Genomic DNA, 24,308 nt, shown 5'->3' with positions numbered 1-24,308 from the left:
AGACTGACGTGCCATGACTGCTTTTCGGTCCAACCCGACTGCGCCTGTTCGGACTGCCGCTCCGTTCGCGATCCGCAGCGAGCGAGCTTCCGACGTGCCGGCGCGCGAGGCCCTGCTGGATGCCTGCTTTGGCGACAACCGCCATGAGCGCACCTGCCAGCGCCTGCGCGACGGACGCGCGCCCGCCACAGGCCTTGCCCTGTCGGCGGTTCGCGACGGGCGCCTGGTGGGGACCGTGCGGTTGTGGCACGTCAGCGCCGGTGGGCGCGATGCGCTGATGCTGGGGCCGCTGGCCGTCGCTGGCGACGCGCGCGGCCTCGGCATCGGCGCCGCGCTGATGGAGGCCGCACTTGGTCTTGCGAGCGCGCGCGGCCATGGCGCGGTGATCCTGCTCGGCGATGCGCCCTATTATACCCGCTTCGGCTTCTCGGCCGAGAAGACCGCCGCGCTCGAGCTGCCGGGACCGTTCGAGCGGGCGCGGCTGCTCGGCTGCGAGCTCGTCGCCGGCGCACTCGACGGCGCCTGGGGCATGATCGCCGCCACCGGAGCGCGGGAGCGCAAGGCCCAAGACAGCAAGACCCAAGAGCGCAAGACGCGGCGCAGCCGCAAGGCGGCGTTGATATCATGCGCGGCGTGAGCGTCGAAGCCCGGCCGGGTGCGGAGCCGAAGCGGCGGCGGACCCTGGTGCCCACGCTGGTCCTGATCCTGCTTGCGCTGATGATCGTCCGCGACATCATGATCCGGCGCTGGAGCGGGACAGGAACGGCCCCGCCCGACGTCACGCGGGTCCACTGAGCGACCATCCCGCCCGCACTCCGCCACCTCCGCCCGAGGGGTTGCGCAGGTGCAGCAAAAGCCCTTAAACCCCGCCAAAATTGATCGAGAGGTTCCTGATGGCCAGACGCCTGATTTCCACCGGCTCACCGTTCGAGAAGACCGCGGGCTACAGCCGCGCCGTCGTCGATGGTGACTTCGCCTTCGTCGCCGGCACCACCGGCTACAATTACACCACGATGACGATGCCGGCCGATGTCACGAGCCAGTCACGCAACTGTTTCAAGACCATTGCAGCGGCCCTGAAGGAGGCCGGCTTCGAGATGACCGACGTCGTCCGCGCGACCTATTACCTCACCGACGTCGCTGATGCGGATGCGCATTTCGCCGTCTGTGGCGAGGTGCTGGGTGAGATCCGCCCGGCCGCCACGCTGGTGGTGGTTGCCGCGCTGCTGAAGCCGGAGATGAAGGTCGAGATCGAGGTCACGGCCAAGCGGCGCACCTGAATATATCCATCCAACGCACCTTTCGCGGAGAAACCATCCCATGAGCTCGCAGATCCACGCGAAGATCACCGGCCCCATCGTCATGATCGGCTTCGGCTCGATCGGCAAGGGCACCCTGCCCTTGATCGAGCGGCACTTCGACTATGACAAGAAGCGCTTCGTGATCATCGATCCGCATGACAATGGCGAGCTCGCCAAGCAGCACGGCGTGCGCTTCATCCAGCAGGCCGTCACCCGCGACAATTACCGCGAGCTGCTGGTGCCGCTGCTCACCGAGGGCGGCGGCCAGGGCTTCTGCGTCAACCTGTCGGTCGACACCTCCTCGGTCGACATCATGACGATGTGCCGTGAGGTCGGCGCGCTCTATATCGACACCGTGGTCGAGCCCTGGGCCGGCTTCTATTTCGACAAGAAGATGGACGTCGAGAAGCGCTCCAACTACGCGCTGCGCGAGACCCTGCTCGCGGCGCGCCGCAAGAGCCCGGGCGGCACCACCGCGGTCTCCACCTGCGGCGCCAATCCCGGCATGGTGTCCTGGTTCGTCAAGCAGGCGCTGCTCAACATCGCGCGCGACACCGGCACCGAGATCAACGAGCCGAAGAGCCGCGAAGGCTGGGCCCAGCTGATGCAGAAGCTCGGCGTCAAGGGCGTCCACATCGCCGAGCGCGACACCCAGCGCTCCAAGAACCCGAAGCCGATGGACGTGTTCGTCAACACCTGGTCGGTCGAAGGCTTCGTGTCCGAAGGCATGCAGCCGGCCGAGCTCGGCTGGGGCACCAACGAAAAGTGGATGCCGGACAATGGCCGCTGCCATCCCGACGGCTGCGGCGCCGCGATCTATTTGCTGCAGCCCGGCGCCAACACCCGCGTGCGCTCCTGGTGCCCGACGCCGGGCGCGCAATACGGCTTCCTGGTGACCCACAACGAGTCGATCTCGATCGCCGACTATTTCTCCGTCCGCGACGGCGACAAGGTGGTGTACCGCCCGACCTGCCACTACGCCTATCACCCGGCAAATGACGCGGTGCTGTCGTTGCACGAGATCTTCGGCGCCACCGGCAAGATGCAGGAGAAGTGGCACATCCTGGACGAGCACGAGATCGTCGACGGCATCGACGAACTCGGCGTGCTGGTCTACGGCCACGCCAAGAACGCCTATTGGTACGGCTCGCAGCTCTCGATCGAGGAGACGCGCAAGCTCGCGCCCTACCAGAACGCGACCGGCCTGCAGGTCTCGTCAGCGGTGCTCGCGGGCATGGTGTGGGCGCTGGAGAACCCCAACGCCGGCATCGTCGAGGCCGACGAGGTGGACTTCCGCCGCTGCCTGGAAATCCAGACCCCGTATCTCGGCCCGGTGAAGGGCTTCTACACCGACTGGACCCCGCTCACTGACCGCCCCGGCCTGTTCCCGGAGGATATCGACACCAACGATCCGTGGCAGTTCCGGAATATTCTGGTGCGGTAAATTCCCTCCGCCATCGTGCCCCGCGAAGGCGGGGCACCTAGTACGCCGCGGCGGTCATGGGAATCGAGATGCTGGTGTTTACTGGATCCCCCGCCTGCGCGGGGGATGACGGCGGAAATCGAAGCTACTTCTTCTCGATCGGCGGGGCGACCTTCTCGGCCGGGGCCGGCGGCAGGGCCGGCTTGGCGCCCTCCTTCACGGCGGCAGGATCGGGCCGCGCAGGCTCGGGCGCCGGCGTGGTCGGCCGTGTGCCGCCCGGCTTCGATTCGGCCGGCGTTGGGGAGGGCTCGGGCGAGGCTGAGGGCGTCGCCTGCGCCATCTGATCGAGATGATTGGCATGGATCTGGGTTAGCGACAGCGCCGCCATGATGGCGCCGGCAACAAGCAGGCCGACACCCAGCAGCAACTCCCTGCGCAATCTCTGTTTGCTGTTCACTGAGGCCATGGGTCACCCACAAGTTGCTTGCAGGAACCAACGAATGACGGTCGGCGCGGTTCCCAATGGAAGCCGCGCCGTGATGCCTCAGACCTTCAACAGCCCGGCTGCGCCGTTTTCGTCGGAGAAAGCGAGCCAGGTGCCGTTGGCGTTCCAGGCCAGCGCCACGATCGGTGGGGTACCGTTGCGGCGCACCAGGATCTCGGCCCCATCGTGCATCCGCACCATCAGCACCGTGCCGTCCTCATAGCCGGCCGCAAGGATGTCCTGCTTGGGATGGCAGGCCACCGCCGTCACCTTGGCCTGTAGCGGCGCCAGCATCGCCGGCTCCTTGCCCATCGGGCCATCTTTGCCAACGAAGGGCCACATGATCACCATGTCGGCCCCGGAGGTCGCGAGAAACTTGCCGCCGCCGCCCCAGGCCATCGACTTCACCCGCGACGGATATCCGGTCATGCGCATGTGCTTGCCGTCGGCGAGACGCCAGCCATGCAGCGCCGGCTCATGCATCGCGGTGACCAGGAACTTGTTGTCCGGGCTGAAACTGACGGCGAGATGCGAGCCCGCCCAGGCCAGGAACTCCGGCGTGCCCGCCATATTGGGAAACCACAAGGTCGCGCCGTTGTAATGGGCGATCGCGAGCCGCAGGCCCTTGGGCGCGAAGGCGAGGCCGCCGACCGTGGAGGGGACCTCCAGAGACTTCTCCTCGCCCTTGGGCGAGCGGACGAAGGCGGTCTTGCCGACCGACCAAGCCACGCTGCCCTCACCATGCACGGCGACATTGTCGATCCAGCGCCGCTTCGGATCGGTCGCCAGCACCGCCACCTCGCCCTTGCCGTCGACCGCAACGACCTTGCCGTCGTCGCTGCCGATGACCATGCGCGCGCCGTCGGAGACGGCGGAGAGGATTCCGCCGCCGACCGCCTCGACCTTGCTGATCGCGCCTTCGAGATCGACGAAGGCGACGCTCTCCTCGGTGCCGACAAAGACGGCACGGTCGCCGAGATAATGTACGGCGCTCACGGCCATGCCGAGCGCGACCGGCTTCACCCGGTCGGTGACGGAGACGATGGATGCGGCCTCGCCGCCTGGCTCGAACGAACTCATCAGGTCACGATGCAGCGCTCAAAACCCTCGCGAATGGCCGCTTCCGGCAGTTCGCGACCGATGAAGACGACCCGGCTCTCGCGGGGCTCGCCCTCCTTCCACTTCCGCTGATGGTCGCCCTCCAGCATCATATGGACGCCCTGGAAGACGTAGCGATCCTCATCATCCTGGAACGCCAGGATGCCCTTGGAGCGCAGGATCTTCGGTCCTTCCGTCTGCACCAGCTGCTGCAGCCACGGCATGAACTTGGTCGGATCGAGCGGCTTGTCGGTGCGCAACGACAGGGACTGCATGTCCTCGTCGTGATAGTGCTTCAGCCCGTGATCATGATGATGGTGGTGGCCATGGTCATGATCATGGTGGTGATGATCGTGGTCGTGATCGTCCACCTCGAGGAAATCAGGCTCGATCTCCAGGATGCGATCGAGATCGAAGGCGCCGCGCTCGAGCACGTCGGCAATCGCCACCTGGCAACGCTCGGTGCGATGCAGCTGCGCGTAGGGATTGATGCCGCGAATCCGCGCCTCGACCTCGGCAAGCTCCGGCTTCGACACCAGATCGGTCTTGTTGAGCACGATGACGTCGGCGAACGCGATCTGGTTCTTGGCTTCCGGCGCATCCTTCAGGCGGTCGGCCAGCCATTTCGCGTCGGCGACCGTGACCACGGCATCGAGCCGCGCATTCTTCTGCACGTCCTCGTCAACGAAGAAGGTCTGCGCCACCGGCGCCGGATCGGCAAGCCCCGTGGTCTCGACGATGATGGCGTCGAACTTGCCCTTGCGGCGCATCAGGCCGTCGATGATGCGCACGAGGTCGCCGCGCACCGTGCAGCAGATGCAGCCATTGTTCATCTCGAACACTTCTTCGTCGGCGCCGACGATCAGGTCGTTGTCGATGCCGATCTCGCCGAACTCGTTGACGATGACGGCGTACTTCTTGCCATGATCTTCGGAGAGGATGCGGTTGAGAAGCGTGGTCTTGCCGGCGCCGAGATAGCCGGTCAACACCGTCACGGGGACTTTCTGGGAGGTCACGTCAGACATACTCACTCCGCAAAGTGCTCGCATTCAATAGGGATGGCTTGACTCATCGGGCCTCGCGGCCGAGCGCGCCGGTCAGGGCCCTTATATTGTGCCTGACCAAGGCAATGTAAGTGGGTGCCGCGCCGTTTTCCTCGCTCAGAGCATCGGAATACAGCGTCCCGCCGATCGTGGCCCCGGCCTCGGCGGCGATCCGATCGATCAACCGGTCATCATTGAAGTTCTCCAGGAACACCGCCGGAATCCGGTTGCGCTTGATGGTCTCGACGATCCCGGCCATGTCGCGGGCGCTCGGCTCGGTCTCGGTGGAGACCCCGAGCAGCGCGATGAATTGCACCCCGTACGCGTCGGCCAAATAGCCAAACGCATCATGGGTCGCGATCACCTTGCGCCGCTCCGGCGGAATCTTGTCGACCTCCGCGCGCACCTCGCGATCCAAGGCGTCGAGCTCGGTCAGGTAACGGTCGGCGTTGGCCTTGAAGATCGGCGCATCGGCAGGATCAGCAGCGACGAGCGCCTCGCGGATGTTCCTGACATAGATCATCGCGTTCTTGACCGACTGCCAGGCATGGGGATCGGCATCCGCGCCACGCTTGCGCACGGCGATGCCATCAGTGGCGGTGACGATCTTGGCCTTGGCTGCGGAGGCCTGCAGGAGGCGCGGCAGCCAGCCCTCGAGCCCGAGCCCGTTGACGACGAGCAGCTTGGCTTCGCCGACATCCTTCGCATCATGCGGCGTCGGAGTATAGACATGCACGTCGCTGTCGGGCCCGACCAGCGTGATGACATTGACCTTGTTGCCGCCGACCTGACGAACGAAGTCGCCGAGGATCGAGAAGCTCGCGACCACATTGAGGCGCGTCTGCGCACGCGCCGGTGTCGAGCAAAGGCCAAGCAGCGCGAAAATCAGGATAAGGTGGACATTCCGCATGACGGCATCACGCCTCGAGGTGGCGGCCCGGGAACAGCTGCGGCAGCACGCCGCCGACGCGTCCGAACAGCACCGAGCCGAGATAGATGAGCGCCGCGACCAGGATGATCGCGGGGCCTGATGGAATGCGCGTCTGGAACGACAGCACCAGCCCGATATAGCCGGACAAAATCGCGGCCGCCACCGCGATGCAGATCATGGGCGTGATGTCGCGCGACCAGAACCGGGCGATGCCGGCAGGCAGGATCATCAGCCCGACCGCGAGCAAGGTGCCGAGCGCCTGGAAGCCGTTGACGAGATTGACCACGATCAGCCCGAGAAAGATCAGGTGGGCCGGCGCGCCGGCCCGGCTCACCGTGCGCAGGAACAGCGGATCGACGCTCTCGATCACCAGCGGGCGATAGATCACCGCGAGCACGACGAGCGTCAGCGTCGCGTTGGTCGCCACCATCAGCAGCGTCGGATCGTCCATGGCCAGGATGTTGCCGAACAGCACGTGCAGCAGATCGATGTTGGTGCCCTTCACCGAGACGATGGTGACGCCGATCGCGAGCGAGGCCAGATAGAAGGTCGCCAGCGAGGCGTCCTCCTTCAGCCCGGTCGAGCGCGACACCAGCCCTGAGAGCAGCGCCACCGCAAAGCCCGCCACCAGGCCGCCGGCAGTCAGCGCGAACAGGTTCAGCCCCGAGAGCAGAAAGCCGATGGCAGCACCGGGCAGAATCGCATGCGCCATGGCGTCGCCCATCAGGCTCATCCGGCGCAGCATCAGGAACACGCCGATCGGGCCGGCGCCGAGAGACAGCGCGATCACAGCAGCAAGCGCGCGGCGCATGAACGCGAAATCGGAAAACGGCGCGATCAGGACATCTGAAATCATCATGCCGCTCGCGACGGAAGCTGGTCGGGCACGCAGGTCCGGGCCGTCTCGTCGAAAGCCTCGCACATCCGTCGCGCCTGCGCGAGATTGTCGGCGCTCAGCACCTCGGCCGTCGCGCCCCAGGCCACCGGCTCCCGCGCCAGCAGCAGCGTCTGCGGAAAATGCCCGCGTACCATGTCGAGGTCGTGCAGCGCCGCCACCACCGTGCGCCCCTCCTGGTGCCAGTGCTCGACCAGCCGCAACAGGTCGGCCGAGGTGCTGGCGTCCATCGCGTTGAACGGCTCGTCCAGCACGATCACGCGCGCATCCTGCAGCAGCACGCGCGCGAACAGCATGCGCTGCATCTGGCCGCCCGAGAGCGTCCCGATGCTGCGGTTCTCGAAGCCGGTCAGGCCGACGGCTGCGATCGCCTGCGCGATCCGCTTCCGTGCCGCCTTGCCGATGCCGCCGAACGGACCAACGGTTCGCCATAGCCCGGTGCTGGCGAAATCGAACACCGAGATCGGGAAGGAGCGGTCGATATCGGCGATCTGCGGCAGATAGGCGATGCCGCGCCGGTCCAGGCCGCCGGTGCTGATGCTACCCGCCAGCGGCTTGAGCAGGCCGACGAGGCCGCGGAACAGCGTCGACTTGCCGGCCCCGTTGGGACCGACCACCGCGAGCAGGCTGCCCGGGGCAACCTCGCCCGTCAGGTGGTGGACGGCCGGATGGCGGTCGTAGCCGAGCGTCACATCCTGGAATTTCAGCGGCACGGTCATTGGCATCAGCGCATCGCCAGCCAGACGATCACCCATAGCCCGGCACTGGCCGCCATGGCGGCGGCCAAGCGCGCTGCGACCGGCATCCGCAGGATCGACCACGGCGCGGCCTGCGCCGGATGCGGTGCTGCGGGCCCGTGGCTGTGCGGATGCGGGTGGGCGTGGGCATGAAGATCGCGTGAAACCATCAGCGGATGTTATATTATAACATTGCCGCTGTCCACGGGAGCTGACGGCCCGGCCGGAAAAACGCCGGCCGTCAGGTGAGATACCTGACCAGCGCAAGCGCGGCGAACAGGCCGGCGATCGACAGACCAACGGACCCGACCACATAGAGGGCCGCCAAGCCGACCGCCCCGCGCTCATAGAGCAGTGCCGTGTCGAGCGAAAACGCAGAAAACGTGGTGTAGCCGCCGAGGATGCCGGTCATCAAAAACAATCGCCAGTGCTGGCTGGCATCGCCCTTGAACGCCAGATAACCGGCGATCAGGCCCATTACGATCGATCCCGTGATGTTGATGATGAAGGTGCCGAACGGAAAAGCGGTGCCGAATGCTTTGGCGCTCGCCATGTTCACCGCGTGCCGCAACGAGGCGCCTGTGCCACCGCCGAGAAACACCAGCACATATCCGATGAGCTGCTTCACCTGAACCTCATTTCCATCACGTCGCCGGCCACGCCGAATTTCTCCATCAAAGGCGATCTACCGAGAAAAAATTTGCCGCACGCACGCGTCAGTGACAAGGACCGTTCTCTTCGGGAATTCTCTGTCAGCAAAAAGGGCGGCAAGACTGCCGCCCTTTTCCAGCTCGTGCGCTGTGCGCCGATCAGACCGTCTTGTCGAACAGCTCGTCGACATAATCCCAGTTGATGAGATTTTCGACGAACGCCTTCAGGTAGTCCGGGCGGCGGTTGCGATAGTCGATGTAATAGGAGTGCTCCCAGACGTCGCAGCCGAGGATCGGGGTGGCGCCGTGCACCAGCGGATTCTCGCCGTTCGGGGTCTTGGAAATTTCGAGCTTGCCGTTCTTGACCTGGAGCCAGCACCAGCCGGAGCCGAACTGGCCGACGCCGGCGGCGGCGAAATCGGCCTTGAATTTCTCGAAGCCGCCGAGATCCTCGTTGATCTTCTTCTCCAGACGACCCGGCACTTTGCTGTCGCCGCCGTCCTTCTTCATCCACTGCCAGAAGTGGATGTGGTTGTAGTGCTGGCCGGCATTGTTGAAGACTGCGGCATTCTTGCCGTATGAGCCCTTCACAATCTCCTCGAGGGACTTCCCTTCGAATTCAGTCCCCTTGATCGCATTGTTGCCATTGGTCACATAGGCCTGGTGATGCTTGTCGTGGTGATATTCGAGCGTCTCCTTCGACATATAGGGCGCCAGGGCTTCATAGTCGTAAGGGAGCGGGGGAAGGGTAAAGGTCATGGGGTGGTTTCCGCAACTTGTGGGAAGACGGGATTTAACGGGACCTCCTTATAGAAGGTTCCAAGAGTGTAAAACACTGTGATTTTGGAAAAAACGAGCCGCTTTGATGAGCATTGAGATCGAAGTCCTCAATGGCGACGCCTCCTGGAAGCTGGTCGAGCCGCTTTACAACGCGGTCTGGCCACCTGAGGTGGTGGCAACATTACCCTGGGCCGGTATCAAATTTGCCCATGCCGATCTCCGCGTCGTGGTGCAGGACGAGGCCGGCGATGTCGTCTGCCATGTCGGGCTCTACCGCCGCGTGATCACCTGGAACGGCCAGAAGATGAATGCCGGCGGCATCGGCGGAGTCATCACGCGCGAGGACGTCCGCAATCGCGGGCTCGCGACGCTCGTGCTCAACGCCGCCATCCAGACCTTCAGGCACGAGGACTCCGTCAATTTCGCAATCCTGTTCTGCGAGCCGTATCGTGCACCGTTCTACATGGCGCGCGGCTTCAAGCCATTCGACGGCGATGTCTATGCCGAGCAGCCAGATCGCGGGCGCGTGCGATTCGATGCGATTGGACCTTACGTCCACGACGTCAAGCGCAACGCGCCGACGCGCGGCACGCTCGATCTCTGCGGTCTGCCGTGGTGAGACATGACGAACGAATGACCTGGACACGGTGAGGTTGACGCGCACCTCATCGTGATGAGGTGGCTTTGGACAAACAGTCGCAGCCGGTTGCATGGCCGCAATTTGCTGTTATGGAACCCGTCTCAATTCCAGGGGGTATCATGACCGGCAAGCTGAATGTTCTGGGTCTTTCGATCGCTGCGCTGATGATTGTTGCGCAACCGGCCCTGGCTGCAGACGATCCGACCGGGACCTGGCTGACGCAGGCAGGCGACGCCAAGATCAAGGTCGGCAAATGCGGCGCCAATCTTTGCGGGAATGTGGTGTGGCTGAAGCAGCCGATCGATCCCGGCACCGCCAAGCCCGCAGTCGACGACAAAAATCCGGATCGCGAACTCGCCAAGCGACCGATCATGGGCCTGCAGCTCTTCATCGGCATGCATCCGGACGGCGCCAACAGATGGTCTGGCAAGATCTACAATGCCGATGACGGCCAAAGCTATGACAGCCACATCTCGGTCGCCGATCCCGACGCGCTCAAGGTCGAAGGCTGCGTCGGCGCGCTCTGCGGCGGCGAAACCTGGACGCGGGCGAAATAGGAGGATGACGGCAAGGCACAGCGCGACTACGCTGCCGCCGCAGCAATGATCATGGGGCTTTAGAAGGGGGCCGCAATGAAGGGAGCACGGACCGGCAGGACAGGACGTAGCGGGCTGTTGACCGTCGCCTGCATGAACATGGCCAAGACCGACCTGGGTGTCGAGCTCGACACCCTCACGCGGGCTCTGCAAAAATGCTATGATACGCATTTCCTGCCCGTATGGGGCTTTCCGGTCAGGCTCTACACGACCAAGAAGGCCAAGCCCTCCGACTGGCAGTTGGTGTTCCTCGACGATACCGACGATGCCGGCAGGCTCGGCTATCACAAGCTGACCAAGGGCGGTCAACCGGTGTCGAAAATCTTCGTCAGGACGGTGCTCGCCGCCGGCGAGTCCGTCAGCGTGACGGCATGCCATGAGCTGTTCGAGATGGTCATTGATCCGCTCGCCAACATATGGGCCGATGGCGCTGACGGGATCGAATACGCCTACGAGTTGAGCGATGCCGTCGAGGAGGATCGCTTCAAGGTCGACGGCATCGAGATGTCGAACTTCCTCTACCCGACCTGGTTCGAGCCGCGCAAACACCCGCCTGGCACCAAGTTCGATCACCTCGGCCGGCTCAAGAAGCCGTTCAGCATGTCCAAGGGCGGCTATCTCATCGTCAGGAAGAACGGCAAGGTAACGGAGCAGTTCAGTTCACCGGCGAAAGAGCGTCGGTTCGCGCAGGAGGATCGCGTCGGCCATCGCAGCGAGCATCGCAAGGGCGCGCGGGGCCGATTGATCGTCCCCCGTTCGAAACGCAAGGCGAAATGAGCCCACACGCCATCGGCGCGCTCAGCCGGTGGCTGCCTTCAGCGCGGTCGCGGCCGAGGCATAGCCGCCGCGGGCGCCATCGATGAAATGCACATGGTCAGGACGCAGCGCCGAGGGCGTGAAGCAGGTCATCATCGCCGCGTCCTGCCGGTGCAGCCCGTAGCGCACGATGCCGCATGAGGCGGCGTCAGCGAGCCGCGCGCTCAATGCCCGCGCCAGCTCCTCGGTGCAGTCGAGGATCATGCGCAACGCGTCGTCATATTTGCGGAAGTCGGAGTTCTCCACCACCTGCTTCGTATAGAGCGCCGGCTCGAAACCGCCGATGCGGATGCCGAAGCGCATGATCAGATAGACGAACAGCGTCCGCCCGAGGATGCGAACGCGACGTGCGAAAAGCGGACCGCCGCGCGATGCGCGGACCTCATAATCCAGCCCCTGCGGCGGCCATTTCAAGGCCGGCCCATCCGCCGGCACCGGCCGCCCCGAATCGGGGCTGTGCTCGACCAGCGTGATGATGTCCTCGATCACCTTGCGATACTCGCGCGGATCGGCGTCCTGCGCCGGCAGCACCAGCACCGACAGGATGAGCCCGCGCGCGGACGGGATCTCCTCGAAGCGGCAGGACAGGCCGGAGAGATCGGGCTCGATGCCCGGCGGGGCGGCCTGCACCGCGAATTCGCCGCGCTTCATCGCGGTCTCCGCCCAGCCGAGGCCACCGCCGGAGAACATGGCATAGGATAGATTGGCCGAAGGACCGTAACGCGCCACCCGCACATCCAGGCCGTGGGCGCGGATCGCCGCGACCGGGACCAATGCCACACGCATGGCCAGTCCCAGGTCTTCGCGCACCCAGCTCGCGGTCGCCGCCAGCGCGCCGCGCGCCCGCTCGACATCGTCCGGCCCCACCGCGAAGCTCGCGCCGTCGCCGCCGAACACGAATGGGAATTCCCGCCCCTCCAGGCCGTTGGTCACGGCCGCGATGACCGCCGCGCCGGCCATGTTGACCGCCTTGTAGCGCCTGTCCGCGATCGCCTTGGTCGAATCGACGATATCAGCCACGCCGACGGTCCAATCGTCCGGCAACGGCCGGTACAGCGACGGCTCCATCAACCGGGCAAAGCCGCGGAAGACCGGAATGGAGGCGTAGAAGTCGGCGGCGCTCTTGTTCGACATGGATGGATGATCCGTCTCCATTGCGTCCTCAAAGAGGAATTACGGCCGATGCTGTCAAGCGGGTTCAAGGCATGGGGATTTGAATCAAAACCACCCGACAGCAGATCCGAACTTTTGCGCAGGTGCTTGTCATCGAATTCTTTCCCCGGCCCTGCTAGGCTCGTGCGATGACACAGACCCCGCCCGTCCCGCAACTCTCCGCCCGCGCGCTGCAGATCGCCGACCGCATCAACACCGCGGGCTTCGAGGGCCAGGTGCTGAACGCGACACCGCTCGCCGTCCGCGTCGGATCGAGCGGCATTGCGGTGGTGTTTCGCTATGGCGTCGTCGTCTTCATCGGCATGTCGGCGGCGGAAGAGACCGAGTTTCTCGAGCGCCTGCGGCCGCGGTCGTTCGGGCTGATCGATCCGCCCGAGGAGGAGACCGCCAAGGTCCAGGTCGCGCGCGAGGCGGACGAGCCTATACAGGTGGGCGGCCCGATCGTCGTCAAGGAGTTTTCCGTGGAACGGCTGCTCATCGTCGCCGATGCGCTCGCCAAGAGCGTGGTGCTCGGCCGCGGCGAGCGCGAGGTCGCCAACGTGTTCGATACGATCGAGCCGTTTGCGCGCGAGCTCGCCGTGCAGGGGCGCAGCTCGCGCGGCGGCAAGGCGATGCTGAAGCTGCTCGGCGAGGCGCTGCTGGTGCAGCATCGCGTCTCGGGACGCGTCGCTGTCGGCGAGAAGCCCGACGTATTGTGGGACCGTCCGGACCTGGAGCGGCTCTACGCGCGGCTCGAGGACGAGTATGAGTTGAGCGAGCGCGCCGAGTCACTGAACCGCAAGCTGTCGGTGATCGCGGAGACCGCGACCACGCTCGCGGACATCATCGATACCAAGCGTTCGCTCCGGCTCGAGATCATCGTCGTGATCCTGATCGCCTTCGAGATCATCGTCACCTTCTACGAGGCCTATGCCCGCGGCGGGCATTGACGATCGCGGTCTCTGCCCTGGCAAAATCCTTGGTTGTATTGTCATACGCCGCACGTATCATCAGGGATCGTCTCAACGGCGAACCAGGTGGCAACATGAACGGTCTCGTCAAGGCTTATCGCCGCGCACAAAGGTCCGCGGCCGTCCCGGCGCTCGTGCTCGCCGGCACCATCCTGCTGCTGAACCCCGCGCCGGCCCGCGCGGCCTCGTCCCCCGTGACGCTCTGTACCGCGCTCGACATCTGCTACTGCGTCAATCCCGACTACCGCGATGCGATCACGGCCAATGTGGCACGGGTACGAAAGCTGATCGCGGACAACCGGGCCCAGGGCAAAGCCATCGGCTATCTCAGTGTCCCGCTCTCGCCGGCCGGCGGCGGCGCCTATCTCGTCAATTCCGACATGGCGAAAGCGACCGCCGAGCACGTCGGCAAGCGTTTCGGCGCGCGCACCGTCTATCTGCTCAATCCCGGCGAAGAAGGCAGCGCCGCCATGCAGGGCGCCAGCGGCGCCGACTACATGTACATGTGGACGCAGATCCTCGAAGGCGAGAGAGGCCTCGGCGAGGACTTCGATTTCTTCTACTTCTCCGGCCCTACCGACTTTGCCCGTTATTTCGAGCTGACCGGCACCGCAGATCTCGAAAGACTGGAAGCGTGGTTCGACGACAAGATCGCGACCAACCCGAAATACAAGGATGCGATCGCCAATGGCAGCCTGACCAAGGCCGGCTTCCGCAACTATTATGGCCTGCGTGCGTCGGTCGCATTCAGCTATGGTTCACACGACGAATGGAACATTGCGCGCCTGATCAATGACCGGCGGCGAGGCGCCGCGGACTTCGGCATTGCCAACCAGCTGGCGGTCTTATTCGACGGCCAGCCGGTGTCGCCGGGCGGCTATGAGACGCCGACGGCGTCCGGCGATGTCGGCCGCTGCATCAAATAGGACGCGCCGGCCCGGATAAAGGCGGAGGATCGCGTCGTGACGCTCGCTTACGGATTTACCAAGGCCAGGATCACGTCCGAGCCGCGCCTTACATCCAGCCGGCAGCATCACGAAATCCAGTATCACCTGCATGTCGGCATGCTGATCGATGATGAGGAATGGGATTTCGCCATCAATGTCGGCACCAATGACGCCGACGACCTCCTGAAATACAAGCTGGTCTTCGACTTCCGCCACCCGATCATCCAGACGCTCGCCGCCGGCGAAAGCGGCGTCCATGATCTCACCGGCCAGAGCACCCTGCCCGCCCTCGATTTCCTGCGCAGCGATCTCCTGACCAACACCGGGCGCTGGCGCGACAGCGATGTGATGGACGGCTCCGATGTCGTCGAACCCGTGGCCTCGTTGAAGCGGCTGCTGTCGCGTGCGCAGCAGGACAATCGCGACGTCTATGTGTTCGGCCGCTTCTACATCGATGGCAACGGCATCCACGACGTCCATATGAACCAGGGCTCGACCGGAGGCTACATCCACCATGTCGGCAACGATGCCAACGACCACAACGATATCTGGCAGGATGGCGCTGTCCTGGTCGATGTCGGCGAGCCGGAATGGGCGGCCTATTTCGCCGCCTTCAATCAGCAGCTGGTGCCGACCGACGAGCTCGGCAATCCGCTGCCCGATAGCAGCAGCATTTGATTCCCGTCCAACCGCTCAGTCACTCCAGCGCGCTGACATTCCAGGTCGCATGACGCACACCCGGCAGTTTGGCGAGCTCGGCGATAACGCGGTCGAGATCGCCCGGTTCGACCGCAAGCGGCACCAGCAGCGCCGTGATCTCGACATTGTCCTCGGAGCGATAGGCCACCTCGGTCTCCCGCACCGGATATTTCGCGGTCTCCAGCCGGTCCTCGAGTGCCTCCCGGATTTCCGCTGCGCTCAACGCATCGGTGCTCACAACGATCTCGTAATTGGCTTCCGAGTGCTTCTCGGTGAGCGGAATCCGATCGATGGCATTGACCAGCGGCCGCAGCAGCGTGTTGCCGGACAGCACGAACAGCGTCAGTGCCGCCGATTGCGCAATCAGGTCCGCGCCGGCACAGGCCCCGACCGCGGCGGAGGCCCACAAGGTCGCCGCAGTGTTGAGGCCGCGGATATTCTGGCCCTCTTTCATGATCGCGCCGGCGCCGAGAAAGCCGATGCCGGACACCACATAGGCGATGACGCGCACCGCGCCTTCCGCACCGGTGAGACGGTTGCCGATATCGACAAAGGCTGCGGCCCCGACCGCCACCAGCACGTTGGTGCGCAGGCCCGCGCTGCGCTGCCGATATTGCCGCTCCGCACCGATCAAGGTCCCGAGCACAAAGGCCGTGAACAGGCTGACCAGGGTGTCGAGGAAATCGTACAGCTGGAAGGTTTGCAGGAAGCGCATGCGGGGCCTGTTGCCGTCTCACTCTTGATGATGCGGCAACTCCCTAGCCGCGCCGGCCACCGTGATCAACCTCTTCGCCCCGGCAAGCGCCGGACATCGATGGCGACCGTCAAACATCATTGATCGGAATCAAATCCTGCCCCATCAACCCCATTTAGGCTGCCATGAGCAACAGACAGATGACGCCCGTGTCCGATACCAGAAAGGATCTCAGCCCTGCCGTCCGGGTGGGACATGATGCCGTCAGCGCGGTGAGGCTGTCGCAGGAGCTCACCGCCGATATCGATGCCTGGGCCGAAGCGCATCAGATCACGCGCGCCGATGCCATCCGTCAGCTGCTGGAGATCGGCCTGCGGGCGGCTGCGCCAGCAACGGCTCCACACGAGACCATACCCGACCCGCACGCGATCGACGCGATCGAGCGGATCGCCATCGCGCAGGTCGACCGGATGCTCGATCCTGATCTGCCTGCAGACGAGCGGGAACGCCGGATTCGGCGCCTGATCGAAGGGCCCCCGGAATTCTCCAGGGAGCGGATCGACCTGCCGAAGCCCATCAAGTAATCATCCGCATGACGGATTGCGCTCAGGCGAAGGCACGCAAGTCGGGCCTATCGGACGAAGCTGAGATAGGAAGCCAGCGCCTCGATCTCTTCCGGTCCCAATTGGCTCGCGACCACCGGCATCGGTGAACCTGGCGTCGAATGGTAGCCTTGCCCCCACTGCTCGAGCCGCGATCTCAGATAGGCATAGGAAAGCCCACCCAACCGAGGAATATCGCGCACACCCTCCGCGTTTGGCCCGTGGCAGGCATAGCAGGCGACGATATTGGCCTCCGGAATGCCTTCCATATAGACCGTTCGCCCTCTCGCTGCGGAGGCGCGGTTGCCGTCATTGGCGGGCTTCGGCTCAATCGTCGCAAAATATTGCGCAAGCGCGCGAGCCCGGTCCGGCTGGAGCGCGGCTGTGGCGCCCCACATGTATTGCTTCGAGAACGGCGCATCGCGAATATGATCGTGGAAGTCCCTGATCTGGCTTTCGATGTATTGCGGCCGCTGGCCGGCCAGCCTCGGCGCGACCATATAGCCTTGTCCTGATGTACCGTGGCACCACGTGCAATTGCGAACCTCGTCGTTGTCGCCGGCTCGCACCGGACCGATCGGAGCAAACAGCGCAAGCAGAAACAGAGCGAGCCAAAGATTCGACTGTTTCATGGTGCGGTACCTTCGCGCATCGCAGATCGCTCCTGAGGTCTGCACCTCATGTCGCCGGCCAGGGCCGTCGGTGATGATGGCAACCTCATCGCAGTTCACTGACATAAGCAGCAACCGCTTCGACCTGAGCCCGCGTCAGATTGTGCGCAGTCGGTGCCATAACCGCCGAGGTGTCCACCGCGGTGCCCTGTCCGCGTGCTTTGCTCCAACCGGACAATTGGCCAACCGTATAGGCGTAGAGCTGACCGGCCAGGCGCGGAATCTCGCTGTGCCCCCTGCCGTCGAGGCCATGGCAGGCCGCGCAGGCCGGCACGTTGCTCTCCGGCAACCCGTCCTCATAGATCCGCTTGCCGAGGCCAGACAATGCGCGCGGCGCGCCACCGAGCGGCTTCGGGTCGAGAGCCTGGAAGTGCGCGGCCAAGGCCGATATCATCGACGGGCTCAGCGCGTGGGCCACATTGGCCATAATCGGATTGGTTCGTCGTCGTTCGAGGAAGGCGCGAAGCTGGTTCTCGATATATTGCGGCTGCTGGCCGGCAAGGCGCGGCATCGGAAAATAGCCGTAATAGCCTTGGCCAGATAATCCGTGGCAGGTCTTGCAATATTGCAGCTTGGCTTCGAAGCCGCCCCGCGCAACTGACTCCTGCGTGCGATCCGCGGCCACGGCCGCCGCGGCCAACATCGTGGCTCCCCCGATCAGCCCCAGACGAATGCCCCTCATTGATCCGCCTCTGCGTCAGCACGCCGGATTGGGTCGCCCCTGCAGCTCACAGCCCGGCGCCCCAGATGTGGAAATTCAGCCCCACCTTGACGACGTGGATCGTCTGCCTGACGTCGACAGGTCCCGACAGAACGTTCACGGGATCCGACATCGTCACCGTGCCGTGGCCGAAGCGATAGTAGTCGTATTCGACGTTGGCCGACCAATGGTCCGCAAAGCCCCAATCCACGCCGCCGCCGACAGTCCAGCCGACGCGGTTTTCGGTCCCTCTGAAGGCGAACGGAACCCCGACGAACGAACCCGTGACGTCGTATTTGTCGCCGGCCAATGCCCCGCCGCCCTTGGCATAGAATAACAGATTGTCCGCGGCATAGCCGAAACGCGCCGTCAAGCTCGTCAGAAAGTCGGTCGTCGCCTTCACGCTGGCCGTATCGGGATTGCCGAGCGGCAGAGTAACGGACTTGGTGCTCTTCATCGTAGACCCTGAGGCCGCGCCCTCGATTCCCACGACCAGCGACGAGCTGAACTGATAGTCGCAGCCGATCTGGCCGCCGATCAGGACGCCGCTTGGCGTCGGGCTGACCGTTGTAACGCCCGTCGTGACCGGCGCGCCAGCGAACTGATCCTGCACGAGCTGAACAGGATCGGTGATGTCTTTGGTGGCGAAAGCACCGCCGAGATGCCCGCCGAGATAGCAGCTCGTCCAGTTGAAGCGCGCAGCGAAGCTCGCGGGTTCTTTCAGCGGCAGATCGGCTGCGACGGCGGGCCCTGCGAGAACGGCGGCGAGCGCCGCGATGCTGGGGAGACTGGCTCTTTTCATCGGACGTTCTCCTTGAACTGTGGGCCCCTTACATCGCAAACCAGGCGTGCAGGAATAGCGAATTGTTGTCGTGGGCTCCGACCGTGGTGCCGTTGAACTTGTTGTAGTAGTTGTATTGCAGTCCGATCCTGGCGTTGAACCAAGGCCACAGCGGCGACTTGCTGAGCCCGAAGGGAATGTAGGCGACCTCGGCGGTCCAGCCATCACTGTTCGGTGTCAGTGCCAGGCCGGTGGTTGCATCGATCCCGTAAAGCGTGGGGTCGGCCGTGCCCCAGATGTTGAAATACTGTCCGGTCAACACAATCCGATTGTCGCCGCCGAACGCCACCGAGGCCTGGAGCTTCAAGCTATTGACGAGATTCGTTGGATTGGCGGCCGCGAGCGAAGCAAAGCTTGCATCAAGCCGCTGGAATTCCCGGATATAGCTGCCACGCAAGGTCAGCCAGTAGTCGTCGCCTTGATACTGATACTGGGTATCGAAGCCCAAATCAGTGAATTTGTCGGCCAGTGGCTGCACGGCAGTCGACCAGGTCGCGAAGCTGGTGTCGACCCACGGATGGACTTCGGAATACATGCCGAACGTGCCGACCATCAGTGAATGCCGGCCCCAATGCGGCTCGAGCGCCACGCGCCAATATGGCGCAATACCGCCGATCTGTCCGACCCCGAACGGGTCGGTGCCGAGCGCGTTCTGCTGGCTGAAGCTGAGGGTCTTGTAGCCGGTGACCTCCAGATAGAGCAGGTCGTTGATCATCGTGTAGGCGCCAACGCCGCCAACATGTGCGGCGAAGGCGCCCTCAATCATGGTCTTGGTCGCCGGCGTGTTCGCAAGCGTCGATGCAGCGTAGGGAAAGCCCCAGGCCGGCGTCGTATTCCAGAGATCCTGGACCGTCGGATTGTTGTTAGCGGTGATACCGTAAACCAGATCGAGCGGCCCGAAGCTTGCCGTGCGGGCAAATCGCACGTCAGTGTTGTCCCACGTCCATGTGTGCCCGAAAGGATCACCAAAGCCGCCGGCCGGCACGGCGTTGTAGGTCACCTGCGCGAAAGCACCGATGTCCCTGGTAATGGCGCCGCCCCAGAAAACGCTGAAGGGCGACAGCACGGTGTTGTCGTTCGGGCTGTACGGATCGGTGGGCGGCGGAAGCGGCGCCTGCGTATGCGTAAAGCCGACGATGGCCATCATCGAGATCGGCGGAACATAGGTCTGGCTGTCGTCATGGACAGGCTGCGCCGTTGTGGTCGCCGCATAGCCGCGCAGCTTGTCGTATTCCGCTCGGACGCTCTGCGCCTCATTCGAGGAGAAAGGTGTGGTCTTAAACGGTCCGCCGCCCGCCGTGTAGCCAAGTAGCTTGAACCTTCGACCATACGGCGTCAACGCCGGGAAATCGGTATGGCAGGCGCCACAGGGCTGACCAGTCTGTCGCGCAAAGCTCGGTAACGCGTGGACCGGCGACGCAAAGGCGATAATGAACAGTCCGGCAACGAGCGCGGCTGCGCCGACAGCAAGCCATCTGCAAGCCCGACGATATCGCCCGCTTCGGCCCCGCAAGACTCGCGCTGCGCTCCCCATCCTACACGCTCCACGTGCACGCACCGAAACATGTCCCCTGCCGTGAGCTAACCGCGAGGTACTGAATGCGACTGTTCAAAAGAGAACAGCGAACAGAAATGCTTTCGTGTGATGTCTTTCTGAAACAAGACGGCCGCACGGCTCCGGCTGGGAGGCGTGCTGTCGGACTTCCGCTTTGCTCATCACGACAGCTCCCGGGGCCTGGAATGAGTTTGAGATCATTAGGACGCGCATTGCTGGCGGCGATCGTCATCGGCAGTTTCGCCACCTCCGCTCGCACCGAGGATAGTGGCGGAGGGGCGATTCCAAAGGCGGAGTTAGAGGCCAAGCTCAGCTACTGCAAAACCTGCCACGGCTTGTCGGGACAGGGCTTTCGCGGTGCGTTTCCAATGCCCCGCCTGGCCGGGCAGCAGCCCGACTACTTGATCAACCAGCTGCAAGCTTTCGTCGAGCGCCGCCGCACCAATCCGGTGATGTTCAATGTCGCGCATGTACTGAGCCCGGGGATGGAAAAGGCGCTCGCCGAACGTTTCCAGACTCTCAACCCGAAGCCACTTGGCGGCGGCTCGAAAGAGCTCGCGGGAGAAGGACAGCGCATCTACGAACAAGGAATCCCATCGGCGGAAGTACCGCCCTGCGCATCTTGCCATGGCGCAGATGCGAAAGGCGCCGAAGCCTTTCCGCGGCTCGCCGGCCAGCTTCATGATTACATCATCAGTAAACTCACAAACTGGAGCAAAGAGCGCGGCCAGGACAAGGCGAAGCCCGACAATTCGGACATCATGGCGCCGATCGCGCACAATCTCACGCAGGCGCAAATCAAGGCGGTTGCCGCCTATCTTAGTGACCTGGACTGAAGTCGGCGCTCACATCCGCACTCGTTGTGCGGCGCGACGACTAACGGCCTGCGCCGACTTCGTATGCTCTTGGGAACCGATCGACGAATGCCGGCAGCCGTTGGCGGCGACGCCGACTGACTTCAGGTCAGCTGCCCAGCACCGACAGCAAAAGCGTCGCATAGACTTGAATCCGACCGCGGCTGTCGTAGCTGATGAAGCCGCGCTCACGAAACTTATTCATGAAGGTGCTGACCCGCGATCGCGTCGTGCCGATCATCTCAGCTAGCGTCTCCTGGCTCAGGGACACCGGGACGGGCTTATCGTTGCCCTCACGAAGATCGGCCAGTCGCAGGAGCAACCGTGCCAGCCTCTCCTCGGTCGAATGCAACAGTTGGTCGATCAGGTCGCCTTCGAGGCGATCATTGCGGGAAATCAAATGAGACAGGAAGAACGCCGAAAATGCCGACTCCATATGCAGCAGTGACAGCATCGTGTCACGCGCGATCAAAGTCACCGCGCAGTCCTCAAGCGCGACTATATTCGCGGTCCTGACATTCGCTCCAGCTAGACAAGCCTCGCCAAAGAATTGGCCCTGCTGAAAAATCCCGACGATGGCCTCCTTGCCGACTGCGGACAGGATCGTTGCCTTCACCATGCCTCGCCGGACGTACCCGATGGAATCGCCTGGGTCGCCCTGCGTGAATATCCTCTCATTCTTGAGATAAGTCTCCAGCGTGACGCCGGTGCTCGTCCTTTCGAGGAAAGCTCTGGCATCAATCTCGTGAGTCAGGTTTTTATCAGGCCACGACATGCAGCCACCAAAATATCCAGCACCAAACTCTTGCTTCTCAAGCTCAGCTTTTCTCCGGCACCGCTTTCCTAGTCTCCGGCACCGCTTTCCTAGAAAAATTTTGACATCACACGGCCGGCCAGTATTGCGTTAGATCAATGCAGGCCTCAAGCCGCGCTGCGCTCGGCCACCGCCTCGTAGATGTCGTCCTCCTGCGCGGTATGCATGCGTACCAGGGTCTCGATCGCCTCGATGACGCGCTGGGCATCGCGGATCAGATAGCGGTCGATCTTCTCGGTCGGCAGGTCGTCGGCGATGCGCGCCAGAAGCCGCGCCAGATGCAGGATCTCACGATGGGCCCGGCTCATGGCGGAAAGCCCGTGGCTCTCCTGCAACAACCTCGCGAGCTTGGGATAGATCGCGCCTTCGTCGTCACGTTCGTGCGCGACCACCTGGTCCTGCACCAGCCGATTGGCCTCGGTGATCAGGGCCGTGGCCGCTTCGGCAGCCGCGTCGTCAAGGGCATCGACGATCGATCTCAGCCGGTCGAGGCCGCGGATCAGCGCCTGGTGGTCGTGGCGAAGCTCGCGCCCGACCTCGAGCGTGATATGCGAGGTGCGGCCGCGATAGGCCGGCCACAATGCTCGCAGTGCATTGAGGATGACGGCCACGTCGATCGCCTCCTGGATCAGCGCGGCCGGCACCGGCCGCAGCCAGCCGAGCGCCGCCGCGCCCATCGCGAGCAACGACAGGCTCATCCCGATGACGATGCTTTGCAGCGCGATGCGCCGCGCGCGCTGGGCGATCAGGATCGCCTCGCCGACCCGGTCGAGCCGGTCGGCGAGAATCACGACGTCGGCGGCTTCCGACGAGGCGCTGGCCCCGCGCGCGCCGAGCGCAATACCGACATCGGCGGCCGCGAGCGCCGGCGCATCATTGATGCCGTCGCCGACCATGATGGTCGGATGCAGGCGCTGTTCGGTCCTGACGGCCTCGACCTTGTCGGCCGGCACGCGGTCGGCGAGCACGGCGTCGAGATCCAGCGCCGCGCCGATCGCCTGCGCTGCTGCAGCGCGGTCACCGGTCACCATCACCATCCGCGCGACGCCTGCCTCGCGCAGCAGGCGAATGGCGCGTGGCGTATCGGCACGCAATTCGTCGGCGAGCAATAGCGCGCCGACCGGACGATGCTCGACCGCGACAAAGACGATCAGCGCCGAGCGCCAGGAGGCGCGACGGATCGCGCGGGCCGCCCACGGCGGCGCGCTTCCGCTGGCCAGGATCAGGTCGCGAGAGCCTGCGCCGATGCGCCGGCCCTCGATCAGCCCGTCGAGCCCCGAGCCCAGCGTCTCCCGCACCTGCTCCGGCACCTTGAGCCTGAAGCCACGCGCGAGGCCTGCCTGCACGATGGCATGCGCCACTACGTGATGCGAGGCCTGCTCGAGCGAGGCGCCGAGCAGCAGCACGGCATCGGCATCTTCGCCGGGCGCGGCTTCGACCGACAACAAGCGCGCGCCGCCGACCGTCAGCGTCCCAGTCTTGTCGAACAGCACGGTGTGCGCACGCGCGAGCGCCTCCAGCTTGCCGCCGCCCTTGACCAGGATGCCGCGGCGCGCGGCCTGGGCCACTCCGGCGATGAAGGCGACGGGCGCCGCGAGAATCAACGGGCATGGCGTTGCCGCGACAAGCACCGCGAGGCTGCGGGTCAGATCACCCGAGGCGAACCAGGCCAAGGCGGCAATCGCGAGGCTCACGGGCAGGAAGATCAGCGCATAACGGTCCGCCATCCGCACGAACGGCGCCTTCGCGGTCTGTGCCGCCGTCACCAGCTTGACGATGCCGGCATATGTGCTTTCGCCGGCGGTCGCGGTCACCGACAGGTCGAAGGTCTCGCCAGCGTTCAACGAGCCGGACAGGATCGCGGTGCCGCGCGGCTTGGTCACCGGGATCGGCTCGCCGGTCAGCGCCGATTCGTCGACAACAGCAACGGCCGATTCGATGATGCCGTCCACCGGCACGATCTCACCGGCGCGCACCATCAGGCGATCACCGATTGCGACATCGCCGACCGGCACATCCTCGATGTGATCGTCGGTCCGGCGATGCGCCTCGTGCGGGGCGCGGTCGACCAGCGCGCGCAGATCATGTTCGGCGCGCGCGACCGCAATGTCCTCCAGCACATTGCCGCCGGCATACATCAACGCCACCACGGCCCCGGCCAGCGGCTGTCGCAGCACGATCGCCGCGGTCATCGACACCAGGGCGATGGCGTCGACGCCGATCCGGCCGGCAAGAACATCCTTGATGATCGATACGACCAGGCCGGCGATCACCGGCACCGTTGCGAGCGTGAAGGCGAGATCGGCGAGTTCGGGGCGGCCCAGCGCGTGAGCGATACCGCCCGCGGCCAGCCCAGCGACCGCGATTGCAACGAGTGTCCACCGCAGAAGGCGCTCGACCATGACCGGCAGGTT

29 protein-coding genes are annotated in these 24,308 nt (G+C 64.3%); 12 read left to right on the top strand and 17 right to left on the bottom strand.

The window, feature by feature from the left end; all coding sequences use genetic code 11:
- Positions 1–13: 13 nt before the first annotated feature.
- From BRAS3843_RS04155 to BRAS3843_RS04145, 4 genes are all read left to right on the top strand, one after another.
- Complete coding sequence (locus BRAS3843_RS04155; protein ID WP_008967476.1) at positions 14–637, top strand: N-acetyltransferase; 624 nt, start codon at positions 14–16, stop codon at positions 635–637.
- On the top strand, positions 625–795 hold the full coding sequence (locus BRAS3843_RS41315; protein ID WP_008967475.1) for a hypothetical protein: 171 nt from the start codon (positions 625–627) through the stop codon (positions 793–795). The genes BRAS3843_RS04155 and BRAS3843_RS41315 overlap by 13 nt, the downstream gene beginning before the upstream one ends.
- A 98-nt stretch (positions 796–893) precedes the next feature.
- Positions 894–1,280 carry a RidA family protein gene (locus tag BRAS3843_RS04150; RefSeq protein WP_008967474.1) on the top strand — a complete coding sequence of 129 codons (387 nt, stop codon included), beginning with the start codon at positions 894–896 and terminating at the stop codon, positions 1,278–1,280.
- Between the two features lie 40 nt (positions 1,281–1,320).
- Positions 1,321–2,745, top strand: coding sequence for a homospermidine synthase (locus BRAS3843_RS04145; RefSeq protein ID WP_008967473.1), 1,425 nt, complete (start codon positions 1,321–1,323; stop codon positions 2,743–2,745).
- A gap of 124 nt (positions 2,746–2,869) precedes the next feature.
- Here BRAS3843_RS04145 and BRAS3843_RS04140 read toward each other — a convergent pair whose 3' ends face one another.
- The 9 genes from BRAS3843_RS04140 to BRAS3843_RS04100 all read right to left on the bottom strand — a co-directional run bounded on the left by BRAS3843_RS04140 (position 2,870) and on the right by BRAS3843_RS04100 (position 9,321).
- Complete coding sequence (locus BRAS3843_RS04140; protein WP_008967472.1) at positions 2,870–3,190, bottom strand: hypothetical protein; 321 nt, start codon at positions 3,188–3,190, stop codon at positions 2,870–2,872.
- Positions 3,191–3,268: 78 nt separating this feature from the next.
- On the bottom strand, positions 3,269–4,288 hold the full coding sequence (locus BRAS3843_RS04135) for a WD40 repeat domain-containing protein (protein WP_008967471.1): 1,020 nt from the start codon (positions 4,286–4,288) through the stop codon (positions 3,269–3,271).
- Positions 4,288–5,331, bottom strand: a complete 1,044-nt coding sequence (locus BRAS3843_RS04130) for a GTP-binding protein (RefSeq protein ID WP_035980768.1) — start codon at positions 5,329–5,331, stop codon at positions 4,288–4,290. Before BRAS3843_RS04130 ends, BRAS3843_RS04135 begins: the two co-directional genes overlap by 1 nt.
- 43 nt (positions 5,332–5,374) lie before the next feature.
- Positions 5,375–6,259, bottom strand: a complete 885-nt coding sequence (locus BRAS3843_RS04125; RefSeq protein WP_008967469.1) for a metal ABC transporter substrate-binding protein — start codon at positions 6,257–6,259, stop codon at positions 5,375–5,377.
- Between the two features lie 7 nt (positions 6,260–6,266).
- Positions 6,267–7,136: a metal ABC transporter permease gene (locus BRAS3843_RS04120; protein WP_035980792.1), complete on the bottom strand. Its 870-nt coding sequence runs from the start codon at positions 7,134–7,136 to the stop codon at positions 6,267–6,269.
- Positions 7,136–7,894 carry an ABC transporter ATP-binding protein gene (locus BRAS3843_RS04115; protein WP_008967467.1) on the bottom strand — a complete coding sequence of 253 codons (759 nt, stop codon included), beginning with the start codon at positions 7,892–7,894 and terminating at the stop codon, positions 7,136–7,138. The genes BRAS3843_RS04120 and BRAS3843_RS04115 overlap by 1 nt, the downstream gene beginning before the upstream one ends.
- 5 nt (positions 7,895–7,899) lie before the next feature.
- Positions 7,900–8,082, bottom strand: coding sequence for a hypothetical protein (locus BRAS3843_RS04110; RefSeq protein ID WP_035980766.1), 183 nt, complete (start codon positions 8,080–8,082; stop codon positions 7,900–7,902).
- Between the two features lie 71 nt (positions 8,083–8,153).
- Positions 8,154–8,540 (bottom strand): fluoride efflux transporter CrcB, encoded by a 387-nt coding sequence (gene crcB, locus BRAS3843_RS04105; protein ID WP_008967466.1) that lies wholly within the window; start codon positions 8,538–8,540, stop codon positions 8,154–8,156.
- 181 nt (positions 8,541–8,721) lie between these two features.
- Positions 8,722–9,321: a superoxide dismutase gene (locus BRAS3843_RS04100; RefSeq protein WP_008967465.1), complete on the bottom strand. Its 600-nt coding sequence runs from the start codon at positions 9,319–9,321 to the stop codon at positions 8,722–8,724.
- Between the two features lie 106 nt (positions 9,322–9,427).
- Between BRAS3843_RS04100 and BRAS3843_RS04095 the strand changes: the two genes are divergently transcribed.
- From BRAS3843_RS04095 to BRAS3843_RS04085, 3 genes are all read left to right on the top strand, one after another.
- Positions 9,428–9,961, top strand: coding sequence for a GNAT family N-acetyltransferase (locus BRAS3843_RS04095; RefSeq protein WP_008967464.1), 534 nt, complete (start codon positions 9,428–9,430; stop codon positions 9,959–9,961).
- Positions 9,962–10,101: 140 nt separating this feature from the next.
- On the top strand, positions 10,102–10,539 hold the full coding sequence (locus tag BRAS3843_RS04090; RefSeq protein ID WP_008967463.1) for a DUF2147 domain-containing protein: 438 nt from the start codon (positions 10,102–10,104) through the stop codon (positions 10,537–10,539).
- Positions 10,540–10,614: 75 nt separating this feature from the next.
- Complete coding sequence (locus BRAS3843_RS04085; protein ID WP_008967462.1) at positions 10,615–11,355, top strand: hypothetical protein; 741 nt, start codon at positions 10,615–10,617, stop codon at positions 11,353–11,355.
- A 21-nt stretch (positions 11,356–11,376) separates the two neighbouring features.
- Here the strand turns inward: BRAS3843_RS04085 and BRAS3843_RS04080 are convergent, their stop codons facing one another.
- A complete protein-coding gene (locus BRAS3843_RS04080; RefSeq protein ID WP_008967461.1) occupies positions 11,377–12,528 on the bottom strand; it encodes a DUF3095 domain-containing protein in 1,152 nt (383 codons plus the stop codon).
- Between the two features lie 167 nt (positions 12,529–12,695).
- Between BRAS3843_RS04080 and BRAS3843_RS04075 the strand changes: the two genes are divergently transcribed.
- From BRAS3843_RS04075 to BRAS3843_RS04065, 3 genes are all read left to right on the top strand, one after another.
- Positions 12,696–13,496: an RMD1 family protein gene (locus tag BRAS3843_RS04075; RefSeq protein WP_008967459.1), complete on the top strand. Its 801-nt coding sequence runs from the start codon at positions 12,696–12,698 to the stop codon at positions 13,494–13,496.
- Between the two features lie 95 nt (positions 13,497–13,591).
- Positions 13,592–14,443 carry a hypothetical protein gene (locus BRAS3843_RS04070; protein WP_244425113.1) on the top strand — a complete coding sequence of 284 codons (852 nt, stop codon included), beginning with the start codon at positions 13,592–13,594 and terminating at the stop codon, positions 14,441–14,443.
- 36 nt (positions 14,444–14,479) lie between these two features.
- Positions 14,480–15,142 (top strand): DUF2278 family protein, encoded by a 663-nt coding sequence (locus tag BRAS3843_RS04065; protein ID WP_008967457.1) that lies wholly within the window; start codon positions 14,480–14,482, stop codon positions 15,140–15,142.
- Between the two features lie 19 nt (positions 15,143–15,161).
- Here BRAS3843_RS04065 and BRAS3843_RS04060 read toward each other — a convergent pair whose 3' ends face one another.
- Positions 15,162–15,878 carry an MgtC/SapB family protein gene (locus tag BRAS3843_RS04060; RefSeq protein ID WP_008967456.1) on the bottom strand — a complete coding sequence of 239 codons (717 nt, stop codon included), beginning with the start codon at positions 15,876–15,878 and terminating at the stop codon, positions 15,162–15,164.
- A 179-nt stretch (positions 15,879–16,057) separates the two neighbouring features.
- Here BRAS3843_RS04060 and BRAS3843_RS04055 point away from each other — a divergent pair, with 179 nt between their 5' ends.
- A complete protein-coding gene (locus tag BRAS3843_RS04055) occupies positions 16,058–16,441 on the top strand; it encodes a hypothetical protein (RefSeq protein ID WP_008967455.1) in 384 nt (127 codons plus the stop codon).
- Positions 16,442–16,488: 47 nt separating this feature from the next.
- On the opposite strand, the gene BRAS3843_RS04050 is transcribed toward BRAS3843_RS04055, so the two are convergent.
- The 4 genes from BRAS3843_RS04050 to BRAS3843_RS04035 form a co-directional block, all read right to left on the bottom strand.
- Complete coding sequence (locus BRAS3843_RS04050) at positions 16,489–17,091, bottom strand: c-type cytochrome (protein ID WP_008967454.1); 603 nt, start codon at positions 17,089–17,091, stop codon at positions 16,489–16,491.
- An 85-nt stretch (positions 17,092–17,176) separates the two neighbouring features.
- On the bottom strand, positions 17,177–17,812 hold the full coding sequence (locus BRAS3843_RS04045) for a c-type cytochrome (RefSeq protein WP_244425112.1): 636 nt from the start codon (positions 17,810–17,812) through the stop codon (positions 17,177–17,179).
- A 46-nt stretch (positions 17,813–17,858) separates the two neighbouring features.
- Positions 17,859–18,632 (bottom strand): outer membrane beta-barrel protein, encoded by a 774-nt coding sequence (locus BRAS3843_RS04040; protein WP_008967452.1) that lies wholly within the window; start codon positions 18,630–18,632, stop codon positions 17,859–17,861.
- 28 nt (positions 18,633–18,660) lie between these two features.
- Positions 18,661–20,010 carry a cytochrome C gene (locus tag BRAS3843_RS04035; RefSeq protein ID WP_244425111.1) on the bottom strand — a complete coding sequence of 450 codons (1,350 nt, stop codon included), beginning with the start codon at positions 20,008–20,010 and terminating at the stop codon, positions 18,661–18,663.
- A gap of 401 nt (positions 20,011–20,411) precedes the next feature.
- Here BRAS3843_RS04035 and BRAS3843_RS04030 point away from each other — a divergent pair, with 401 nt between their 5' ends.
- Positions 20,412–21,062: a c-type cytochrome gene (locus BRAS3843_RS04030; RefSeq protein WP_085966906.1), complete on the top strand. Its 651-nt coding sequence runs from the start codon at positions 20,412–20,414 to the stop codon at positions 21,060–21,062.
- Between the two features lie 127 nt (positions 21,063–21,189).
- Here the strand turns inward: BRAS3843_RS04030 and BRAS3843_RS04025 are convergent, their stop codons facing one another.
- On the bottom strand, positions 21,190–21,855 hold the full coding sequence (locus BRAS3843_RS04025) for a Crp/Fnr family transcriptional regulator (protein ID WP_008967449.1): 666 nt from the start codon (positions 21,853–21,855) through the stop codon (positions 21,190–21,192).
- 146 nt (positions 21,856–22,001) lie between these two features.
- Positions 22,002–24,296 (bottom strand): heavy metal translocating P-type ATPase, encoded by a 2,295-nt coding sequence (locus BRAS3843_RS04020; protein WP_008967448.1) that lies wholly within the window; start codon positions 24,294–24,296, stop codon positions 22,002–22,004.
- Positions 24,297–24,308 lie beyond the last annotated feature (12 nt).

Source organism: Bradyrhizobium sp. STM 3843 (assembly GCF_000239815.1).
Taxonomy (GTDB): Bacteria; Pseudomonadota; Alphaproteobacteria; order Rhizobiales; family Xanthobacteraceae; genus Bradyrhizobium.
This window is presented reverse-complemented; position numbering and strand designations above follow the sequence as displayed.